This is a genomic window from Microbacterium natoriense (genome assembly GCF_030816295.1).
GTDB classification, from domain to species: Bacteria; Actinomycetota; Actinomycetes; order Actinomycetales; family Microbacteriaceae; genus Microbacterium; species Microbacterium natoriense_A.
Window position 1 is genome coordinate 1,098,115 of the sequence record NZ_JAUSXV010000001.1, and the last position, 23,198, is coordinate 1,121,312.

The 23,198-nt window shown below is 69.2% G+C and carries 7 protein-coding genes; all 7 read left to right on the forward strand.

The window, feature by feature from the left end:
- The first annotated feature begins 17 nt into the window (after positions 1-17).
- The 7 genes from QFZ53_RS05130 (at position 18) to QFZ53_RS05160 (ending at position 23,156) form a co-directional block, all read left to right on the forward strand.
- Complete coding sequence (locus QFZ53_RS05130) at positions 18-6,098, forward strand: Ig-like domain-containing protein (RefSeq protein WP_307294257.1); 6,081 nt, start codon at positions 18-20, stop codon at positions 6,096-6,098.
- 138 nt (positions 6,099-6,236) lie between these two features.
- Positions 6,237-9,050, forward strand: coding sequence for an Ig-like domain-containing protein (locus QFZ53_RS05135; protein WP_307294258.1), 2,814 nt, complete (start codon positions 6,237-6,239; stop codon positions 9,048-9,050).
- Positions 8,938-12,357 carry an Ig-like domain-containing protein gene (locus QFZ53_RS05140; protein WP_307294259.1) on the forward strand — a complete coding sequence of 1,140 codons (3,420 nt, stop codon included), beginning with the start codon at positions 8,938-8,940 and terminating at the stop codon, positions 12,355-12,357. Before QFZ53_RS05135 ends, QFZ53_RS05140 begins: the two co-directional genes overlap by 113 nt.
- 123 nt (positions 12,358-12,480) lie before the next feature.
- Positions 12,481-18,546, forward strand: coding sequence for an Ig-like domain-containing protein (locus QFZ53_RS05145; RefSeq protein WP_307294262.1), 6,066 nt, complete (start codon positions 12,481-12,483; stop codon positions 18,544-18,546).
- A 40-nt stretch (positions 18,547-18,586) separates the two neighbouring features.
- Entirely contained in the window at positions 18,587-19,558 is a 972-nt protein-coding gene (locus QFZ53_RS05150) for an AAA family ATPase (protein ID WP_292907639.1), read from the forward strand.
- Complete coding sequence (locus QFZ53_RS05155; protein WP_307294264.1) at positions 19,555-20,820, forward strand: DUF58 domain-containing protein; 1,266 nt, start codon at positions 19,555-19,557, stop codon at positions 20,818-20,820. The genes QFZ53_RS05150 and QFZ53_RS05155 overlap by 4 nt, the downstream gene beginning before the upstream one ends.
- Complete coding sequence (locus tag QFZ53_RS05160) at positions 20,817-23,156, forward strand: transglutaminase family protein (RefSeq protein ID WP_307294267.1); 2,340 nt, start codon at positions 20,817-20,819, stop codon at positions 23,154-23,156. The genes QFZ53_RS05155 and QFZ53_RS05160 overlap by 4 nt, the downstream gene beginning before the upstream one ends.
- The last annotated feature ends 42 nt before the right edge of the window (positions 23,157-23,198 follow it).

Sequence of the window (23,198 nt, forward strand, 5' to 3'; positions counted from 1 at the left end):
CGGGGGAGTATCACCAGATGAAGGTCTTTTCGCGAATGCGCGCGCGGCCGAAGACGCTGGCGTCGGCGGCGGGCGTCGTCGCAGGCGTCGTCGCGATCACCACGTTGGCCTTCTCCTACCAGGGCAATCCCACCACCAAGGTCGACCTGAACGACGGCGGCGTGTGGATCACCAAGACCTCGAGCCTGCTCGTCGGGCATTTCAACTACGAGTCCGCACTTCTCGACGGCGGGCTGCGCAACGGCACCGACAGCTTCGACATCCTTCAGGATGCCGCGAACGTCGTCGTCGTCGACACCGACGCCGCCACCGCGACGGTCGTCGACCCCGCGCACGTCACACTGGCGGATTCGACCGCGATCCCCGGCTCGGCGAAGGTCGCGCTCGGGAATCAGACCGCTGCCGTCCTGGACCGCAAATCCGGCGATCTGTGGGTCGTGCCGATCAAGGGGCTCTCGTCGTTCGAGATCAAGGCCGCCGATCCCACTGCTGAACTCGGCGCGGACGCCGACGTCACGGTGGCGAAGGACGGCACCGTGTTCGGGCTCTCCTCGGCGCGCGGCGAGGTCGTCACGGTTCCCGTCGACAACGAAGGCGAGGGGCTGGAGCCCTCCACGTCCTCCATCGGAGAGATCGACGATTCCGAGACGGCGTCGATCACCGCGGTCGGCAGCACTCCCGTGGTGCTGGATTCCGCGGCGGGGGTCGTCCTCGCCCCCGGCGGCATCCGCACCGAGATCCCCGACGCCGATGGCGCGGTGCTGCAGCAGCCGTCGGCGCAGACGGGCTCGGTGTCCGTGGCCACGGCATCCTCGCTTCTGAGCATCCCGCTCGACGGCCGCGAGCCGACGACGACGGATGTCGGCGGCACGGGGGCGCCGGCGGCGCCGGTGTGGCTCCGCGGCTGCGCCTACGGCGCCTGGGCCGGATCGGCGACCTTCGTGCGGGAGTGCGAGGGCGACACGAACGACGTGAACCAGCAGATCCCGGATGCCGAGGGCTCGAAGCGCCTGGTCTTCCGTGTGAACCGGGACGTGATCGTGCTGAACGACACCGTCGGCGGAGCGGCATGGCTGCCCAACCAGAGTCTGCAGCGGGTCGACAACTGGGACGACATCGTCCCTCCTGAGGGCGAGTCGGAGAACCAGGAGGACACCACCGAGGAGACGGTGGAGACCACACTCCCCGAGCGCAGTGAGCAGAACACGGTCCCCGTCGCTGAGGACGACGACTTCGGCGTCCGTCCTGGACGCACGACGATGCTCCCGGTGCTCGACAACGACACCGACGCCGACGGCGACGTGCTCGTCGCCGCGCTCGCGCAGAGCCAGCCCGCGCTCGGCGACGTGCAGCCCGTGAACAACGGCGGCGCCCTGCAGATCGCGGTCGACGAAGACACCACGGGCGGCGGATCGTTCGAGTACGACATCGACGACGGGCGAGGAGGCAAAGCGTCGGCGACGGTGCAGCTCTCGGTGCACGGGTGGGATGTCAACGGCGCGCCCGGGCAGCAGCGCACGACCGCGCTCGCCGTCGAAGAAGGGGGCGCCGTCTCGTACAACGTGCTGCCCGACTGGCTCGACCCCGACGGCGACGACATGTATCTGCAGGACGTGATCGCCGCCCCGGGAGACGAGGTCGACTTCACGACCGACGGCCAGGTCACCTATCGCGCGGTCGCCAGCCTGCAGGGGCGCAAGGATATCCAGATCGTGGTGTCCGACGGACTCGGCGAGACCACCACGGGCACGCTGCGGCTCGACGTCCGACCGGCGGGGTCCACGCTCCCGAAGACGAACGCCGATCACGTCGTGACCCGCGTCGGTGAGACCATCGCCGTCGCGCCCCTTGTCAACGACACGAGCTCAGGGCGAGAGCCGCTGCGTCTCGTCAGGGTCGACGAGGTGGCGGGAGCGACCATCGTTTCCGACTTCCAGAACGATTCCTTCACGTTCCGCTCGGATGCCGCAGGCGTCTACTACGCCCAGTACCTCGTCAGCGCGGGTCCCAACGCGGTGCCGGGTCTGGTCAGAGTCGATGTGATGCCGCCCTCCGAGACCGCGCTGCCGCCGATCGCGGTGCGCGACGTCGCGCTGCTGCCGTCGGGCGGCGAGGTCCTCGTCGGCGTGCTCGGCAACGACACGGAGCCCTCGGGCGGCATCCTCGTGGTCCAGTCGGTCACGGTGCCGCCGCACAGCGGCATCTCGGTCTCCGTGCTGAATCACGAGACTCTGCGCATCGGCGACCAGGGTGCCCTCGATGAGCAGGTGCGCATCAGCTACCGCATCTCCAACGGCACGCAGACCGCCGAGGGAGACGTGATCGTGATCCCGATCCCTCGGCCGGCGCAGCTGATGCCGCCCGTCGCCAACGACGATGAGGTCGTGGTCCGCGCCGGCGACGTGGTCACGATTCCGGTGCTCGACAACGACACGCATCCCAACGGCGATGTGCTCCACGTCGATCCCGAACTGGTCGAGCCGCTGGTCGATCCGAAGGACGGCGAAGCCTTCGTCTCGCAGGACTTCGTGCGGTTCCGTGCGTCCGACACACCCGGAACCGTCTACGTGACCTATCAGGCGGTGGACTCGGCGGGCCAGAAGGATGCCGGATACATCACGATCCAGGTCCGCGCGATCGACGAGGAGGCGAACTCCGCCCCGAAGCCGAGGGACCTCACCGTGCGCGCGCTCAGCGGGTCGACCGTGCGCATCGCGGTTCCGCTCGACGGCATCGACGCGGACGGTGACTCCGTGGAGCTCATCGGTCAGGAGAGCGCACCGGGGAAGGGCCAGGTCGCCGAGGTGGGCAGCAACTACCTCGTGTACGAGGCCTTCGAGGATGCGACCGGAGTCGATTCGTTCACCTATCGCGTGCGCGATCGCCTCGGCAAGGAAGGCGTGGCGACGATCAGGGTCGGCATCGCGCCGGGAGACGCGGCGAACCAGGCGCCCTACGCGGTCAAGGACACGGTGGTCGTGCGGCCGGGCCGGACGATCGCCGTTCCCGTGCTCGCGAACGACTCCGACCCCGAAGGCGATGCGATCTCGCTGGTCAAGAAGGGGCTGGAGATCGCTCCCGATGCCGGTGTCGAGGCCAGCGTGTCGGGCGACCGTGTCGTGGTGAAGGCGCCGAACACGTCGATGGACACGTCGATCCAGTACACGATCCGCGATGCCAGGGGAGCCACGGCGACGGCCGTGCTGCAGATCACCGTCGACGAGGACGTGCCGCTGAAGGTGCCGACGGCGCGCGACGATCGCGTGGTCGCGGCCGACGCGAAGGAGAGCCTGCGCGTCGACGTCGATGTGCTCAAGAACGACGAGGACCCGGACGGCACCGTCGACGCGCTCGATCTGTCGGTCGAATCCGGCGGCGTCGTGCAGGACGACCGCTCCATCAGGGTGACCGTCGGCGCGGAGCGTCAGCTCATCCGCTACACGATCACCGATCAGGACGACCAGGCGGCTTCCGCCTTCCTCTTCGTCCCGGCGCTGAGCGAACTGCGCCCGACGCCGACGTCCACGAAGCCGGTCGTGGTCAAGAGCGGCGAGACGATCGAGCTTCCGCTGTCGAAGTACGTCACGGTCGCCGGCGGTGGCGACGTCGTGATCACCGAGGCGGCGAAGGTGAGCGCGGTGAACGCCGACGGAGCGCCGCTCATCAAGGACCAGTCGACCCTCGTCTACACGTCGAAGCCGGGGTACTTCGGCAAGGACGCGCTGACATTCGAGGTCACCGACGGCACCGGTCCGGACGATCCCGAGGGTCGGAAGGCGACCATCACGATCCCCATCACGGTGCTGCCGCCGGAGAACCAGCAGCCGGTGTTCGTGAACGGCCAGGTCGAGGTGGCCCCCGGAGAGCCGGCCACGACTCTGGATCTCGCCGCCCTCACGACCGACCCCGATCCCGAGGACGCGGACAACATCAGCTTCACCGTCAGCGGTCAGCCGAGCGGCGGCGTGAAGGCGCGCATCGACGGCACGAAGCTGCTCGTCGAAGCCGATTCGAGCACGCCCAAGGGGACGAGCGCGACCGTGCAGCTGCGCATCGACGACGGAACGACCGAGCCTGTCGAGGGCTCGGTGGCGGTGCTGGTCGCCGCGTCCACCAGATCGCTGCCGACGGCGAACACCGACACCGTCCCCGAAGCCGATCAGGGCAAGTCCATCACGGTGCCCGTGCTCGACAACGACGTGAATCCGTTCCCCGAGACACCGCTGAAGGTCGTCTCCGCCGTGTCCGAGACGGGATCGGGCGCGGTGTCGTTCACCGCGAGCGAGGTGAAGATCACACCCGATGCCAGCTTCGTCGGGACCATGGTGGTGCGCTACCGCATCCAGGATGCGACGAAGGATGCCGACCGCGAGGTCGACGGTCGCATCGTCGTGACGGTGCAGGGTGTGCCGGAGGCGCCCGGCACCCCGACGGTGTCGAGCGTGCAGGACCGCACCGTGGTGCTCTCCTGGTCGCCGCCGGCGAACAACGGCGCCGAGATCACCTCGTACACCGTGACCTCCGTCGCGGGCAACTACACGAAGAAGTGCACCTCGACGACGTGCACGCTCGACGGGCTCACGAACAACGTCGAGTACGTGTTCCAGGTCGTGGCGACCAACCGCGTCGGCGATGGCAAGCCCTCGGCGACCTCGGCTGTGGCCCGCCCCGATGCGCGCCCCGACACCCCGCAGCCGCCCAAGCTCGTGTTCGGCGACAAGAGCCTCAAGGTCTCCTGGGTGACGCCGACCACGCCTGGTTCGCCGGTGGAGTCGTACACGCTCGAAATCTCGCCGGCCCCGCCATCGGGAATCGCTCAGAAGACCGGCGTGACCGGCAACTCGCTCACCTGGGACGGACTGGAGAACGGCGCGAACTACCAGGTTCGCGTGCAGGCCGTCAACCGAGCGCCTGAGCCGTCCAGCTGGAGCGGGTGGTCGGCCGCAGAGATCCCGGCCGGAGTTCCGGGCACAGTGGCCGCGCCCGCGGCGCACAGCGCGCCGTCGGTCGGCAACCAGGCGCAGATGACCGTGACCTGGGGCGCCGCGCCTCAGAACGGCGACGCGATCGCGGAGTACCAGCTCATCGTGATGCGCGGCGGAAGCGTCGTGAACCGCGTCACCGGCATCCCCGGAACCCAGCTCAGCCAGACCGTGACCGTGGCGACGTCGACGGCCGACTACACATACGCCGTGCTCGCCCGCAACAAAGCCGGCTGGAGCGCGCAGAGTCCCGCGTCGGCACCGCAGCGCGCGTTCGGCAGCCCGGGTGCGCCGACCATCACCGGGGCGCAGGAGCACGACGGCTACGTCACCGTGACATACAGCGTCGCAGACACCAACGGGGCGAACGCGGCAAGCGGAGAAGTGCGTTACGAATACTCCCTCAACGGCGCCGCGTGGAGCCGCAGTTGGGACGGGACGCGCATCAATGCGGCCAACGGCGCCAGTTACACGGTCCGGGTCAGGGCCTACTCGGTCGTGAACGGACAGGAATCGCAACCGGGGGCGTCGTCCGCGTCCTCGGCCCCGCTTCGGCCGTACGGGCCGGTGCGGAACCCGGGTGTCTCGGCCGCGAACCAGGGCACGTCGGTCAAGGTCGCCTGGTCCCCGCCGAACCCGAACGGCCGAAACATCGTGCAGGTGCTGGTCAGCCTCGACAACGGCGGCTGGCAGGACCTCGGTCTGAGCGGCAGCCGCAACCTCGGCAACGGGTACAGCGAGACGCACAGCATCCAGGTCAAGGCCAAGGACGAGGCCGGCCAGTGGTCGAACGTGGTGTCCGCATCGGCGGTGACCGACTCGAAGCCGGTACCCGAGGCGTGGGTCACCAGAGGTGAAGCGAAGACGAACGGCTGCACCAGCGTGAACGGCGGACCCTGCTACAACCTCAAGCTGAACACCAAGAACTTCGCGGGCGGCTCGTACCGCGTCGAGTGCACCGCCGACGGGAAGGTCTTCTCGACCAACGCGGGGTTCCCCGTCGACATCCCCTCGAACGGATCGGTGATCATCGACTGCTGGAACGGCTACGTCACCCGGAAGGGCGTGAACATCATCGGCGGCAACCCGTCGAGCGCGCAGGAGGGCAACTTCTAGACGCCGTCACGAGCATGCACCCATGGGCAGAACTGCCCATGGGTGCATGACCGCCGACGGCTAGACTCGGCACGGGCGTGGAGTGCCTCAGCGCGCACGCGCGGGCACCCGAGAACGTGGCCCTGGGGGGAACCGGGTATGAGGGTGCTGTCGTGGATGCGCGCGCGTCCGAAGGTGCTGGCGTCGACGGCCGGAGTCGCCATCGCGGCCGTCGCCATCACCACGATGGCGATCACGTACCAGGGCAACCCCACCACCAAGGTCGATCTGAACGACGGCGGCGTCTGGATCACGAAGACCTCGAGCGTGCTCGTGGGGCACTTCAATCACGAGTCGACCCTGCTCGACGGAGGTCTTCGGACCACCGGCGAGAACTACGACATCCTGCAGGACAAGAGCAACATCCTGCTCGTCGACCGCGGCTCGTCCTCGGTCACGGCAATCGACGCCGCACGTGTCGCGCTCGGTGACAACAGCCGCATCCCTGCGTCGGCGAAGGTCGCGCTCGGCGACAAGACGGCCGCGATCCTCGATCAGAAGTCGGGAAAGCTCTGGGTCGTGCCCGTGAAGGGCATCGCGGCCTTCGAGATCGAATCCGCGAAACCCGCCGCTGACCTCGGCGCCGGGGCCGATGCGACCGTCGCCTCCGACGGCACCGTGTTCGGCCTGTCCGCGGAGCGTGGCGAGGTCGTCACCATCCCGGTCGACCGCGAGGGCCAGGAGCTCGCGTCCTCGACGGCCTCCCTCGGCGACATCGACGACTCCGTCGCCCCGAAGATCACGGCCGTCGGGCGAGTGCCCGTCGTCCTCGACGCGGCAGCAGGAGTGGTCACCACCCCCGGCGGGTTCCGGACGAAGATCGCGGATGCTGCGGACGCGGTGCTGCAGCGGGCGTCCGCAGCATCCGGCGAGGTCGTGCTGGCCACCGCCGACGCACTGGTGAGCGTGCCGCTCGACGGCAGCGAGCCGACCACGACCAAAGCAGGGGGCGCCGGCATCCCCGCCGAACCTGTCTCATTGCGCGGCTGCACGTACGGCGCCTGGGCGGGGTCCGCCCGTTTCGTGCGCGAATGCGCCGGATCCGAGGACGACGTCTCCGCCCGGATCAGCGGAGCCGAGGCATCGACCTCGCTCACCTTCCGCGTCAACCGCGACGTCATCGTGCTGAACGACGCGGTGGGAGGCGAAGCGTGGCTCGCGAACGAGAGCCTGCAGCAGGTCGACAACTGGAACGACATCACTCCGCCCGAGGGTGAGACCGAGAACGAAGAGGACTCCACCCAGGAGACGGTGGAGACGACGCTCCCCGATCGCAAGGCGGAGAACACCCCTCCGGACGCGGGAGACGACGCCTTCGGCGTGCGCCCAGGGGCGACCGCGCTGCTGCCGGTCCTCGACAACGACAACGACCCGGACGGCGACGTTCTGGTCGCCGAGCTGATCGAGCAGCAGCCCTCCATCGGAACCGTGCAGTCGATCCAGAACGGCGGCTCGCTGCAGATCGCCGTCGACGCCAAGGCGTCGGGCACGGCGTCGTTCACATACGAGGTGAACGATGGCCGCGGCGGCAAGGACACGGCCGTGGTCACCCTCGCGGTGCACGACGGCGATGTGAACGCGGCGCCGACGGCCAAACGCAAGACCAGCCTGACGGTCGAGAGCGGCGGCACGATCTCCTACAACATCCTCCCCGACTACATCGACCCCGACGGCGACGACATCTATCTCCAGAACGTCGAGCCGGCGCCGGGCGACGAGGTCGACTTCACCACCGACGGTCAGATCACCTACAAGGCGACGGCGAGCCTGCAGGGACGCAAGGACGTTCAGGTCACGATCGCGGACGCGCTGGGGGAGGTCTACACGGGTTCGATCTCGCTCGATGTGCGTCCGCAGGGGTCGACCGCGCCGAAGACGAACGCCGACCACGTCGTGACCCGCGTCGGCGAGCAGGTCACGGTCTCCCCGCTGGCCAACGACACCAGCTCCGGTCGCGAGCGCCTGCGGCTCGGGCGTGCCGACGAAGTCGCCGGCGCCACGGTTCTGCCCGACTTCACGAACGACACCTTCACCTTCGAGTCCGACGTCCCGAACACGTACTACGTTCAGTACCTCGCCACGGCCGGACCCGAGAACGGCGAGGGACTGGTCCGCGTCGACGTGCTCGACGCGGCCGCGAGCGAGCTGCCGCCCGTCGCCGTGCGCGACGTCGCCCTGCTCCCCACCGGCGGAGACGTCCTCGTCGGCGTGCTGGCCAACGACATCGATCCCTCGGGCGGCGTCCTGGTCATCCAGTCCGTGTCGATCGAAGACCGCACCGGCGTCTCGGTTTCCGTGCTCAATCACGAGACGCTGCGGATCACCGATCAGGGTGCGCTCAAGGATCAGGTCCGCATCAGCTACACGATCTCGAACGGCACCGGTTCGGCCGACGGCGAGGTCGTCGTGATCCCGATCCCCGCCCCCGACAAGATCCTCCAGCCCGTCGCGAATCCCGACATCGTGTACGTGCGCGCCGACGACGTCGTGACCATCCCGGTGCTCGACAACGACACGCATCCGAGCGGCGATGCCCTGCACGTCGCGCCCGAGCTGATCGAGCCCTTCGTCGACCCCGTCGACGGCGAGGCGTTCGTGTCGCAGGACACGGTGCGGTTCAAGGCCGGCTCCGAGGCGAAGACGGTGTATCTCACGTACGAGGCCGTCGACTCCCGCCAGCAGAAGGCCGCGGGCTACGTGACCGTGCAGATCCTGCCGGTCGACGCCGAGACGAACGCTGCACCCAGCCCGAAGGACATCACCCGCGCGAGCGCTGAGCGGCACCGAGATCGACATCGCGGTGCCGCTCGACGGCATCGACGCCGACGGCGACTCCGTCGAGCTTCTGAACATCTCATCGAGCCCGACGAAGGGGCGCATCACCGCCACCGGCGCCAACTACTTCACCTATGAGGCGCTCGACGGGTCGACCGGGGTCGACACCTTCACCTATCTGGTGCGTGACCATCTCGGCAAGGAGAGCACCGCGACGATCCGGGTCGGCATCGCGCCACCGGAGGACGTCAATCAGGAGCCGTATGCGGTGAAGGATGCGGTGGTGGTGCGTCCTGGGCGTGAGATCGCGGTGCCGGTGATGGCGAACGACTCCGATCCCGAGGGCGACAAGATCACTCTGGTCGATGAAGAGAACGATGGACTCGAAATCCCCGAGATCGACGGGCTGTCGGCGCGGGTGTCGGGGGACCGGGTTCTCGTGGATGCGCCCGATCGTGCGTTGGAGACGTCTTTGCAGTACACGATCCGCGACGCGCGGGGTGCGACGGCGTCGGCGGTGCTGCAGATCACGGTCGACGAGGACGTGCCCTTGCTGGCGCCCGTCGCGCGCGACGACCGCGTCCGTCCTGAGGACCTCACGGGCACAGGGCTGACCGCCGACATCGACATCCTGAAGAACGACGAGGACCCGGACGGCACGACCGAGGGTCTCGCCCTCGACCTCGGCACGGGCGCGAGGGAGCTCGACGACGGCGTGGTGCGCGTCACCGTCACAGACGAGATGCAGCTGATCCGCTACACGCTGACCGACCGCGACGGCCTGGAGGCCTCGGCGTTCATCTTCGTCCCCGCGGTCTCCGGTCTGCGGCCGACCCTGAAAGACGGCACGAAGCCCGTGCAGGTCGTCAGCGGCGAGACCAAGTCGCTGCCGCTGTCGGAGTACGTGACGATCGCCGGCGGAGGCACCGCCCGCATCACCGAGCATGCGAAGGTCAGCGCCATTCACGCGAACGGCGCCGACCTCGTGCAGGACGAGACGACGCTGGTCTACACGTCGGCGGCCGGGTTCTTCGGCCAGGACGCGGTGACGTTCGAGGTCACCGACGGCACCGGCCCGGATGATCCCGAGGGGCGCAAGGCGACGCTCACCATCCCGATCGATGTGCTGCCGCCGGAGAACCAGCAGCCCTCGTTCACGGGCGCGCAGATGGAGGTCGCTCCGGGCGAGGAAGCGATCGGCCTGGACCTCGCCGCGCTCACCGACGACCCCGACCCTGACGACGCGGGCTCGCACACGTTCACGTACGTCAGCGGGGCAGGCTCCGGGATCAAGGCAGAGGTCGACGGATCGACGCTGCGCGTCTCGGCTTCTTCCGACGTCGAGAAGGGCACCGTCTCCTCGCTCACGCTGAAGATCACCGACGGCGTCACCGAACCCGTCGAGGGGACCGTGCAGGTGATGGTGACGGCATCCACGCGTCCCCTCCCTGCGGCGAACACCGACACGGTGTCCGAGGCCGACCAGGGCAAGAGCATCACCGTGCCGGTGCTCGCCAACGACTTCAACCCCTTCCCCGAGACGCCGCTCACGCTCGTGTCCGCGGTGACCGAGTCGGGCAGCGGCGGCGCGACCGTGAAGGGCGACTCGGTCGTCGTGACTCCGTCAGCGAACTTCGTCGGGACGCTGGTGGTGCGATACCGGATCCAGGATGCGACGAAGGATGCCGAGCGCGAGGCGAACGGGCAGGTCGTCGTCACCGTGCAGGGCGTCCCCGATGCGCCGGGCACCCCGACCATCACGAGCGTGCAGGATCGCACGGTCGTGATCTCCTACGGCGCTCCGTCGAACAACGGGGCCGAGATCACGAGGTACACCGTGAAGTCGGTCAAGGGCGGGTCGTACAGCAAGGAGTGCACGTCGACGACCTGCACGCTCGACGGGCTCACCAACAACGTCGAATACACGTTCCAGGTGACGGCGACCAACAGGGTCGGCGAGGGCAAGCCCTCCGCGGCGTCCGAGGTGGCGCGCCCCGATGCCCGACCGGACACTCCGCTTCCGCCGACGCTCGCGTTCGGCGACCGGTCGCTCTCGGTGAGCTGGAAGACCCCGTCGACGCCGGGATCTCCCGTCGAGAGCTACACGCTCGAGATCTCGCCGGTGCCCCCGTCGGGGATCACCCAGAAGCAGGTGACGGGCAACTCCCTCGTGTGGGAGGGCCTCGAGAACGGATCGAACTACCAGGTTCGTGTGCAGGCGCACAACAAAGCTCCGGAGCCGTCGGCCTGGAGCACCTGGTCGGCGAAGGAGGTCCCTGCGGGTCCTCCGCTGAAGCCTGCGGCTCCGACCACCGCCGAGATCCAGGGCGTCGGCACGCAGGCGCAGATGCAGGTCAGCTGGGTGCCGCCGGGGATCAACGGCGACAAGCTCGACGCGCTCGAGCTGCAGGTGTGGGAGGGCGGCACCCTGGTGCGCACGATCACGCCCGCCGCAGACGCCAAGACGCAGGCCGTGACGGTCCCGACCTCGGAGACGCCGTACACGTACCGGATCCGTGCGCACAACAAGGCCGGCTGGGGTGACTACAGCGACGCCTCGGCGCCGCGCCGCGGCGTGAACCGGCCGGGCAAGCCCACCGGGGTCACCGCGAAGCCGACCGGCGCCGACGGCCAGCTGCAGGTGGCGTACACACCGGGCGCTCGCAACGGCGCCGCGGCGAGCGAGATCGCCTACCAGTACTCGCTCAACGGCGGCGGCTCGTGGGTGAACCTGCCGGGCAACGGCGTCATCGGCGGCCTCGCCAACGGCACCGACTACAACGTGACCGTCCGCGCTCTCGCCACCGTGGCAGGAACCGCCTACCCCGGCGACTCTTCGGACGTGGCGAGAGGCAACCCGTACGGCCCGCTGAAGCAGCCGCGAGCGACGGCAGCAGGCAACAGCACCAGCGTGACGCTGGGGTGGGACGGCAACGTCTCGGCGAACGGACGTGCGATCACGAAGGTCGAGATCAGCATCGACGGGGGCGGCTACCAGACGGTCGCCAACAGCGGAGCGCAGACGGTGGGGAATGGCCACAGCCAGACCCACAGCATCCGCGTGAGAGCGACGGATGCAGTCGGCCAGACCGTCGAGAGCGCGACGGCGAGCGCCGCTTCTGATCCGCCGCCCCCGCCCACCGCCTACATCACCTCGGACGGTGACGCCAACGGCCAGGACAACTGCGGCGACGGCACCTGCGCCTGGTACTACGTGCACATGGACAACTTCGCGGCCAACACCTCGTACTCGGTGCAGTGCGCCGACTACCGTCCTGCCGACGGCTATTGGGGTTCATGGGGCGGTCCGTACTCCGTGACCACGGACGGCAACGGGCACTACGAGGGCCGGCTCGGCTGCTACCACGGCTCACGCGGCTACGGCACCTATCAGGCGTCCGCCGTCATCAACGGCACGGAGTACGAGCGACGAGCATGGAACTGACCGCCCGCCCGTGGGCAGCTCTGCCCATGGGCGCTAGAGGCCTCGGCGGTTAGACTCGACGGGTGCGTCGCCGCTCGCGGGGCGCGGAGAGTGCGAGTGACTGACCCAGGGGGGAGTCCGGGGATGAAGGCGTTGACGTGGATGCGTGCGCGCCCGCGACGGCTCGCGTCCGCCGCAGGCGTCGCCGCCGGTGCGGTCGCCCTCACCACACTCGCGTTCGCGTACCAGGGCAACCCGACGACCAAGGTCGATCTGAACGACGGCGGCGTCTGGATCACGAAGACGTCGAGTCTGCTCGTCGGGCACTTCAACCACGAGTCGACGCTCCTCGACGGCGGGCTGCGGACCGCGGCCGAGAACTACGACATCCTCCAGGACGAGACGAACGTCCTCGTGGTCGATGAGGCGGCGTCGACCGTCACCGCGGTCGACCCCGCCAGAGTCACGCTCGGCGACTCCGCCAAGATCCCGGCATCCGCGAAGGTGGCGCTCGGCGATCGCACCGCAGCCGTCCTCGATCGCGACTCCGGTGATCTCTGGGTCGTTCCGGTGCGCGGCATCGCCGCCTTCGAACCCGAGACCGCCGAGCCCGTCGCCGAACTGGGCGAGGGCGCCGAGGTCGCGGTCGCCCAGGACGGCACCGTGTTCGGGCTGTCCGCCTCGCGCGGCGAAATCGTCACGATCCCGGTCGACCGCGAAGGGCAGCCGCTCGACTCCTCTACCGCGTCGGTCGGCGATCTCGACACCTCGGAGGCCCCGCAGATCACGGTCGTCGGCCGGACTCCCGTCGTCTTCGACGCCGCTGCAGGCGTGCTGACGACGCCCGGCGGGTTCCGCACGAGCATCGGGGACGCGGCGGATGCCGTGCTCCAGCAGTCGTCTGCGGCGGCATCCGCCGTGCTGGTCGCGACGAGAGACGAGCTCGTCTCGGTGCCGCTCGACGGCGGTGAGCCGACGACGACGAAGGCCGGCGGCGATGGCGAGCCGGCGGCGCCGGTCTCGCTGCTCGGCTGCGCCTACGCCGCCTGGGCCGGAAGCGCGCGATTCGTCCGTGACTGCACGGGTGATGCGAGTGACGTCGAGGCGCAGATACCGGGCGCTCGGAACTCGACCGCTCTGACCTTCCGGGTCAACCGCGATGTGATCGTGCTGAACGACGCGGTCGGCGGAGAAGCGTGGCTCGCCGACGAGAGTCTGTCGCAGGTCGACAACTGGGAGGATCTGGTCCCGCCGGAAGGCGAATCGGACGACCAGGAGGACACCACGGAGGAGACGGTCCAGACGACGCTCCCCGAGCGCTCGGATCAGAACACCCCGCCGGTCGCCGAAGACGACTCCTTCGGCGTCCGCCCTGGTGCGTCGACGATGCTGCCGGTGCTCGACAACGACAACGATCCCGATGGCGACGTGCTGGTCGCCGCGCTCGCCGAGCAGCAGCCGGCGCTCGGCACCGTGCAGCCGATCCAGGACGGCGGATCGCTGCAGATCGCCGTCGATGAGAAGGCGTCGGGGACGGGCAGCTTCACCTACGAGGCCGACGACGGACGCGGGGGCAAGGACACCGCGGTCGTCACGCTCTCGGTGCACGGATGGGACGTGAACTCGGCCCCCGGCCCCAAGCGCAAGACGAGTCTCACAGTCGAGACCGGCGGCACGATCTCGTACAACATCCTCCCCGACTGGATCGACCCCGACGGCGACGACATCTACCTGAAGTCGGTCGTCGCCGCACCCGGCGACGAGGTCGAGTTCACGACCGACGGGCAGATCAGCTACAAGGCCACGGCGAGCCTGCAGGGTCGCAAGGACGTCGAGGTGACCGTCGCTGACGGCTTCGGCGAGGTGGGCACGGCGACGATCACGCTCGATGTGCGAGCCGAGGGCAGCACCGATCCGAAGACGAACGCCGACCACGTCGTGACGAGGGTCGGCGAGCAGGTGACCGTGTCTCCGCTGAGCAACGACACCAGCTCGGGGGCCGAGCCGCTGCGGCTGGGGCGCGTGGGCGATGCGCCCGGCGCGGCCGTGGCGCCCGACTTCACGAACCAGCAGTTCAGCTTCACCGCGCAGGCCGCCGGGACCTACTACGTGCAGTATCTGGCGACCGCAGGTCCGAAGAACGCCGAGGGTCTGGTCAGAGTCGACGTGCTCGACGCGAGCGCCTCCGAACTCCCGCCGATCGCGGTCCGCGATGTCGCGCTGCTGCCCGCAGGCGGCGACGTGCTGGTCGGCGTGCTGGCCAACGACACCGACCCCGGCGGCGGGATCCTCGTCGTGCAGTCGGTCTCGATCGACCCGAGCAGCGGGGTCTCGGTCTCGGTGCTCGACCACGAGACGCTGCGGATCACCGACCAGGGATCGCTCGATGGGCAGATCCGCATCGAGTACACGATCTCGAACGGCTCCGCATCCGCCGACGGCGAAGTGATCGTGATCCCGATCCCCGCCCCCGACAGCATCCTGCCGCCGGTCGCCACCCCCGACACCGCCTATGTGCGTGCGGGCGATGTGGTCACGATCCCGGTGCTCGACAACGACGTGCAGCCGAGCGGCGGTGCCCTGCACGTCGCGCCCGAGCTGATCGAGCCGCTCGTCGACCCCGCCGACGGCGAGGCGTTCGTGTCGCAGGACACGGTGCGGTTCAAGGCCGGCTCCGAGGCGAAGACCGTGTACCTCACGTACGAGGCCGTCGACTCCCATCAGCAGAAGGCCGCCGGACTCGTCACGATCCAGGTGCTTCCCGTCGACGAGGCCACCAACTCGGCACCGCGCCCGCAGGACCTCGTCTCGAGAGCGCTCGCCGGATCCGAGACCAACATCGCGGTGCCGCTCGACGGCATCGACGCCGACGGCGACTCCGTCGAGCTTCTCGACATCGCCTCGAGCCCGACCAAGGGCCGCATCACCGCCACCGGGCCGAACTTCTTCACCTACGAGGCGTTCCGAGGTTCTTCCGGAGTCGACTCCTTCACCTACCGCGTGCGCGATCATCTCGGCAAGGAGAGCACTGCGAGCATCCGCGTGGGCATCGCTCCGGTGCAGTTGGTCAATCAGGAGCCGTATGCGGTGAAGGATGCGGTGGTGGTGCGTCCTGGGCGTGAGATCGCGGTGCCGGTGATGGCGAACGACTCCGATCCAGAGGGCGACAAGATCACTCTGGTCGATGAGGAGAACGGCGGACTCGAAATCCCGGAGATCGACGGGCTGTCGGCGCGGGTGTCGGGGGACCGGGTTCTCGTGGATGCGCCCGGCCGTGCGTTGGAGACGTCTTTGCAGTACACGATCCGCGATGCGCGGGGTGCGACGGCGTCGGCGGTGCTGCAGATCACGGTCGACGAGGACGTGCCCCTGGTGGCGCCGATCGCCCGCGACGACCGCATCCGCTCCGAGGATGTGGCCGAGGGCGGCCTCACGGCCGACATCGACATCCTGAAGAACGACGAGGACCCCGACGGCACGACCGAGGGGCTCGCGCTCGACCTCGGCTCCGGCGCGACCCTGCTCAAGAACGGCGAGGTGCGCGTCACCGTCACCGAAGAGCAGCAGCTCATCCGCTACACGCTCACCGACCAGGACGGTCTGGAGGCCTCGGCGTTCATCTTCGTCCCCGCGGTCTCGGGTCTGCGCCCGGCGCTCGACTCGACCAAGCCGGTCGAAGTGGTCAGCGGCGAGACGATCGAGCTGCCGCTGTCGAAGTATGTCGTCGTGGCGGGTGGCGGGACGACGCGGATCACCGAGCACGCCAAGGTGAGCGCAGTGCACGCCGACGGTTCCGACCTGGTGAAGGACGAGACCACGCTCGTCTACACCTCGGCCCCGGACTACTTCGGTCAGGACGCCCTCACCTTCGAAGTCACGGACGGCACCGGACCCGACGACCCCGACGGCCGGACGTCCACCCTGACGATCCCGATCGACGTGCTGCCGTCCGAGAACCAGCCGCCGGTGTTCATCAGCGGCGAGGTGCAGGTCGCACCGGGCGAGGAAGCGACGACGCTCGACCTGGAAGCGCTCACGGTCGATCCCGACGTCGATGACGAGCACGAGTTCGAATACGTGAGCGGAGCAGGCAAGGGCGTCACGGCGAAGGTCGACGGCGATGAGCTGAAGGTCGAGGCATCGTCTGGCGCGAAGAAGGGCACCGCGCTGACGCTGACGCTGCGCATCTCCGACGGCGAGACCGAACCCGTCGAGGGAACGATCACCGTCATCGTCGCGGCGTCGACCCGAGCGCTGCCCGCGGCCAACACCGACACCATCGCCGAGGCCGATCAGGGGCGCGCGGTGAACGTGCCCGTTCTCGCCAACGACTTCAACCCGTTCCCCGAGACGCCGCTGAAGATCGTGTCGTACGTCGTCGAGTCGGGCTCTGGCGAGGTCGACAAGAAGGGCGATGAGCTGATCGTCACCCCGGCGAAGGACTTCGTCGGGACGATGGTCGTGCGCTACCGGATCCAGGATGCGACGAAGGATGCTGATCGCGAGGCCGACGGACAGGTCGTCGTCACCGTGCAGGGCGTGCCCGACGCGCCGGGTGCACCGACGGTCGTGAGCGTGCAGGACCGCACCGTCGTGGTCTCGTACTCGGCTCCGTCGAACAACGGCGCCGCGATCACGAAGTACACCGTGAAGGCGGCCGGCGGCGGCGCGTACTCGAAGGACTGCCAGTCGACGACCTGCACGCTCGACGGGCTCACCAACAACGTCGAGTACACGTTCCAGGTGACGGCGACGAACAGGGTCGGCGAGAGCGAGCCCTCCGCGGTCTCCGCGGTCGCGCGTCCCGATGCGCGACCCGACACCCCGAACCCGCCCGCACTCGTCTTCGGCGACAAGTCTCTCGCCGTGAGCTGGTCGACGCCGTCGACCCCTGGTTCCCCCGTCGAGCGCTACACGCTCGAGATCTCTCCCGCCCCGCCCTCCGGGATCGCCCAGAAGGAGGTCACCGGCAACTCGTTGACCTGGGAGGGGCTCGAGAACGGCACGAACTACCAGGTGCGCATCCAGGCGCACAACAAGGCGCCGGAGCCGTCGAGCTGGAGCGGCTGGTCGGCATCCGAGATCCCCGCCGGTCCTCCGCTCGCCGCCGCTGCGCCGACGACGCAGGAGCTCTCTCCTGTCGGTTCGCAGGCCCAGATGCAGGTGAACTGGGCGACTCCCGACAACAACGGCGACGCGATCGACAGCTATCAGCTCGAGGTCTACGAGGGGTCGGCGCTCGTGCGCACCCTGACGCCGGGCGCCGGCGCCACGAGCCAGGCCGTGACGCTGCCCACCAGCGAGACCGAGTACACCTTCCGCATCAGGGGCCACAACAAGGCCGGATGGGGTGACTACAGCGCCCCGTCGGCTCCGCGCCGCGGAGTGACGGCTCCCGGTGCTCCCACCGGTCTCGTCGCGCAGCCGGGCGACCGGTTCATCGACATCCAGTACACGCCCGGCGCGCGCAACGGTGCGCGAACCGGCGAGGTCTCGTACCAGTACAGACTGAACGGCGGCGGCTGGCAGGGACTGTCAGGCACCCGCATCTCGGGCCTCACCAACGGCGCGAGCTACACCGTCGAGGTCAGGGGCGTGGCGTCCGTGAACGGCTCGACCTACTCGGGCGCCCCGTCGAACGCGGCGACCGCTGTGCCCTTCGGCGTGCCCTTCGCGCCGACGGCGAAGGCGCAGAACCTCGGCACCCAGGTGAAGCTCTCGTGGGACGCCTCCGGATCTGACAACGGCCGTCCCATCTCGGTCGTGCAGATCAGCGTCGACGACGGCGCCTGGACGAACGTCGGAATGAGCGGCTCGCGCACGGTGGGCGACGGCTACAAGCAGACCCACAGCATCAAGGTGCGCGCGCAGGACTCCGAGGGGCAGTGGTCGCCGGTCGCCTCCGATTCGGCACGGACCAACGACCCGCCGGCCGAGGTGCTGAGGACCGAGAAGGGCGCGTCCGGATCATGGCCCGACTGCGGATCGTCGTCCTGCGCCAGGGTGCGTCTCACGGTCTCGAACTTCGCGAACCCCGGAAGCTATCACCTGGCCTGCGACGACGGCGGTCGATGGGGAGGCTCGCAGGCTCAGCACGTGCCCGCCAACGGCAGCGTCGACCTGAACTGCTACTACGGCTATCCCGGCAACACGGTCCGCGTCTACATCAAAGAGCTCGACAGATACGCCACGGCGCTGGTCTGGTACTGACGCTCACCGACTCCCACACGAGAACAGGAACACGATCCCCATGACAATGACCCCTGAGCAGGCGACCTGGTTCCAGGGAACCTTCACCCGTCTCGTCGACAACGTCGACAAGGCCGTGCAGGGCAAGCGCGAGGTCGTCGCGCTCGTGCTCTCCGCGATGCTCGCAGAGGGGCACGTGCTGCTGGAGGACGCTCCCGGCACCGGCAAGACGAGCCTCGCCAAGGCGCTCGCCTCCACCGTGCAGGGCACCAGCGCCCGCATCCAGTTCACGCCCGACCTGCTGCCGTCCGACGTCACCGGCGTGACCATCTACGACCAGCAGCAGCATCGCTTCGAGTTCCACAAGGGACCGATCTTCGCGTCGATCGTGCTCGCCGACGAGATCAACCGCGCCTCGCCGAAGACCCAGTCGGCGCTCCTCGAGGTCATGGAGGAGTCACGCGTCACGGTCGACGGCGTGACCCACGAGACCGGTCGCCCCTTCCTGGTGATCGCCACCCAGAACCCCATCGAGCAGGCGGGCACGTACAAGCTCCCCGAGGCGCAGCTCGACCGCTTCCTCATCAAGACCTCGATCGGCTACCCCGATCTGGCGATCACCGAGAGCATCCTCGCCGGAGCATCGGATCGCAACCCCTCCGCCGGCCTGACCGCCGTGATCACGACCAACGCGGTCGCCGACATGGCCGACCTGGGCGCGACCGTGCACGTCGAGCCCGCTGTGCTGCGCTACGTGGCCGAGCTCGCCGAGGCGACTCGCAAGGACTCGGGCGTGCGCCTGGGCGTCTCGGTGCGGGGCGCGATCGCGATGGTCCGCCTGGCGAAGGTCTGGGCGGCCACGCACGGCCGTCACTTCGTCCTCCCCGACGACATCAAGACGCTCGCGCGCCCGGTGTGGCAGCATCGCCTGCTGCTCGACGCCGAGGCCGAGTTCGCCGGAACCACCGGCGAGGTCGTCATCGCCCGCGTGCTCGACTCCGTTCCGGCACCGCAGGCGCGAACGGCGGCATGATGACCACGGAGGCACTCGAGGCGTCGCCTGCGCCGACCACCCGCGACGCCGGCTGGCGCGACATCGCGGCGGTCATCGGCGCGCGGCTCCTCGCGCGCCTTCGCAGGATCACGGCGGCGATCCGTCCACTCGCCTGGGTGCTGATGGCCCTCGCCGTGGGCTTCTGGATCATCGGGCAGATCGGCGGCTGGGCGGAGTTCACGTTCGCGGCCGTGGTGATCGCGATCACCGTCGTGCTGTGCGCGCTGTTCCTGATCGGACGCACTGCCTACGACGTGTCGCTCGATCTGGCGCGCACGCGTGTCGTGGTCGGAGAACGCGCGATCGGAGCCCTGAAGCTCGCGAACCGCGGGACCAGGGCCATCCTGCCCTCGCGCGTGGTGCTGCCCGTCGGCGCCGGCCGTGGCGAGTTCGGCATCCAGCGCCTCGCCCCGGGGGAGGAGGCCGAAGAGCTGTTCACGATCCCGACGCAGAAGCGGGGCGTCGTGAAGGTCGGCCCGGTGAGCGTCGTCCGCGGCGACCCGCTGGGCCTGTTCGAGCGGGCCCACCACCGGGACGATCCGGTGGATCTGTTCGTGCACCCGCGGACCATCCTGTTCGACGGTCAGTCGCTCGGATACCTGCGGGATCTCGAAGGGCTTCCTGCCACCGACCTCTCGCGCGACGACGTCTCCTTCCACGCTCTGCTCGAGTACCAGCCCGGCGACGACCTGCGCCACGTGCACTGGAAGTCCACGGCGCGCACCGGCACCCTGATGATGCGCCAGTACGAGGAGACGCGCCGTTCGCACTTCGTGATCGGCCTGTCGCGCGCGGCCTCGGAGTACGCGACGCCCGAGGACTTCGAACTCGCGATCTCGGCGGCAGGGTCGATCGGACTGCGGGCGATCCGCGACTCGCAGCGGGTCGACGTGCGCGTGCAGGGCCGTGAGCTCCCCTCCGGCACAGGCAAGCAGCTGCTCGACTCGCTGTCGGCCGTCAAGAACTCGCGCCCGCGCCGCGGCGGCATCGACGAGCTCGCCGGCGTGCTCGCGAGGACCATGCCGCTCGCCAGCGTCGTGGTGCTCATCTGCGGCTCGAAAGTCCGCAGCGACGATCTGCGCATGGCATGCTCGCGGTTGCCCTTCGGCGCCAGAGTGCTCGCGGTGGTCGCGGATCGCACCGCGACGACGCCGGGACTGCGGCGGATCGGAGACGCCGATGTCGTGACCATCGGCGCGCTGGAACAGATCCCCCTCGCCCTGCAGAAGGTGCTCGCATGACCGCCCCCGCCACCGCACCCGCGGCGCTGCCGCTGCGCCGCTGGATCCTCGACCTCGCCGCCGCCGCGGTGCTCACCGCGGTCGCGATGACCGGATTCTGGACGACGTTCGCCGGCCCCTCCTACCTTCCCGCCGTCGTCGGCGGCATACTCCTGGGGCTTGCGATCGCCGCGGTCGCGGCCTGGCGCCGCTGGGGCATCCTGATCATCACCGGGCTGACCGTCGCGGCGTACTTCGTGTTCGGCGGGGCTCTCGCCCTGCCGCACACCGCGTTCCTCGGGTTCGTTCCGACGATCGACACGCTTCAGAAGCTCGCTCTGGGCACCGTCACCTCGTGGAAGCAGATGCTGACCACGGTGGCGCCGGTCGCTGCTGCCGACGGCCACCTCATCGTGCCGTTCCTGCTCTCGCTCGTGGGCGCCGTGCTCACGGCATCCCTCGCCCTACGGCTGAGTCAGGTGGGCTGGGCGCTGATCCCCGCGGGCGTCGTCCTGATCCTCGCGATCGTTCTGGGGACCCCCGAGCCGGCCTTCCCGCTGGCTCAGGGCCTCGTGTTCGCGATCTTCGCCATCTCCTGGCTCGCGCTGCGTCAGCTGTGGGCGCCGCAGAACGCCGCCGTCTCGGTGAGCGAGGTCGACCCCGCCCGCGCGGCGTACATGCGCATGCGGAGACTGCTGGCGGGAGTCGCCGTGCTCGCGGTGGCCGGCGGTGCAGGGATCGCCTCCAGCGCGATCGCCCAGCCGGTTCAGCCGCGGCACGTGTTCCGCGATGTCGTGATCCCCCCGTTCAACATCCACGACTATCCGAGTCCCCTGCAGTCGTTCCGCAAGAACGTGCGCGACGAGTCCGAGGACACGCTGTTCACGGTGAGCGGCCTGCCCAAGGGAGCGCGCATCCGGATCGCGGTCATGGATCAGTTCGACGGCCAGGTCTACAACGTCACCGATGGCGGCCCCGGCTCCTCGAGCGCCTTCGCCCCGCTGCGCTCGAACATGTCGCCCGAGGCGAAGGGCGTCCCGGTGACGTTGAAGGTGGCCATCGAGGACTACAGCGGAGTGTGGATGCCGGATGCCGGCGCCGTCTCCCAGATCGACTTCACCGGCAAGCGCGCCGATGAGCTGCGCCGTTCGGGGTACTACAACAGCGACACGGGCACCGCTGTCGTCACGGCCAAGCTCACCAGCGGCGACACGTACACGGTCGACACCGTGATCCCGGCGAAGCTCGACGACACGCAGCTCGCCGACGTCGACTTCGGCAAGGTCGCGCTGCCCAAGCAGAGCAACGTGCCGGAGGAGCTGACCTCCCTCGCCGCCGAGACGGTCGCGGGAGCGGAGTCTCCGATCGAGCAGGTGCGGGCACTCGAGACCTTCCTCGCAGACGGCGGATTCTTCAGCCACGGCCTGGAAGGCGAGGTGCTCTCGCGCGCCGGGCACACCTCGGAGCGCATCTCGACGCTCATCGGCGGCGACCAGATGATCGGCGACGATGAGCAGTACGCGGTCGCGATGGCGCTGCTCGCTCGCGAAGTCGGCATCCCGGCCCGCGTCGTCATGGGCTACTACCCCGACGAGGACCAGGAGGGCGAGGCCGAGTTCGCGGCGACGGGCGATGACGTCCACGCATGGGTCGAGGTCAACTTCGAGGACATCGGCTGGGTGACGTTCAACCCGACCCCGCCGGAGGACAAGGTACCGAACGATCAGAACACCAAGCCCAAGGTCGACCCGAAGCCGCAGGTGCTGCAGCCGCCGCCCCCGCCGCAGGAACCGGTCGACCTGCCGCCGACGCTTCCCGACGACCGCAAGGGCGACGACGAGACCTTCAACCTCGCCGCCCTGCTCGGCTTGATCGCTGCGATCGGCGGGACCGCACTCGGCGTGATGGCCCTGCTCGCGTCGCCGTTCATCGTGGTCGGAGCGTGGAAGGCGGCGAAGCGCCGCACACGCCGCAACGCCGCTCGGACGGCGGATCGGATCACCGGCGGGTGGGACGAGCTCACGGACCGCGCGATCGACTACGGCGCGCGGCTCGCGCCGGGCGGCACCCGCGCCGAGGAGGCGGCGACCCTCGCCGCGTCCCCTCCCGATCCCCGCTGTCACGGCTCTCGCGGACCGCGCGGACGCCGAGGTGTTCGGCCCCTCCGAGCCGACACCGGCCCAGGTCGACGAATTCTGGGCCGAGGTCGACGGGATCGTCGGAGGCCTCGGAAAGGATGCCGGGTTCTGGAAGCGCCTGCGCGCTCGCCTCAACCTGCGTTCCCTGATCGGCGGGACGGCCGTCGCCAACAGCATGCAGAATCTGAAGGATGCCGCAGCCGCGCGGGTTCGCCGTGAACCTGGCACGATCAAGGGCAGCAGCCGCACGAAGACGTCCAC

Coding starts and splice junctions, on each gene's coding strand:
- QFZ53_RS05130 (WP_307294257.1), top strand. CDS start 18: ATGAAGGTCTTTTCGCGAATGCGCGCGCGGCCGAAGACGCTGGCGTCG.
- QFZ53_RS05135 (WP_307294258.1), top strand. CDS start 6,237: ATGAGGGTGCTGTCGTGGATGCGCGCGCGTCCGAAGGTGCTGGCGTCG.
- QFZ53_RS05145 (WP_307294262.1), top strand. CDS start 12,481: ATGAAGGCGTTGACGTGGATGCGTGCGCGCCCGCGACGGCTCGCGTCC.
- QFZ53_RS05150 (WP_292907639.1), top strand. CDS start 18,587: ATGACAATGACCCCTGAGCAGGCGACCTGGTTCCAGGGAACCTTCACC.
- QFZ53_RS05155 (WP_307294264.1), top strand. CDS start 19,555: ATGATGACCACGGAGGCACTCGAGGCGTCGCCTGCGCCGACCACCCGC.
- QFZ53_RS05160 (WP_307294267.1), top strand. CDS start 20,817: ATGACCGCCCCCGCCACCGCACCCGCGGCGCTGCCGCTGCGCCGCTGG.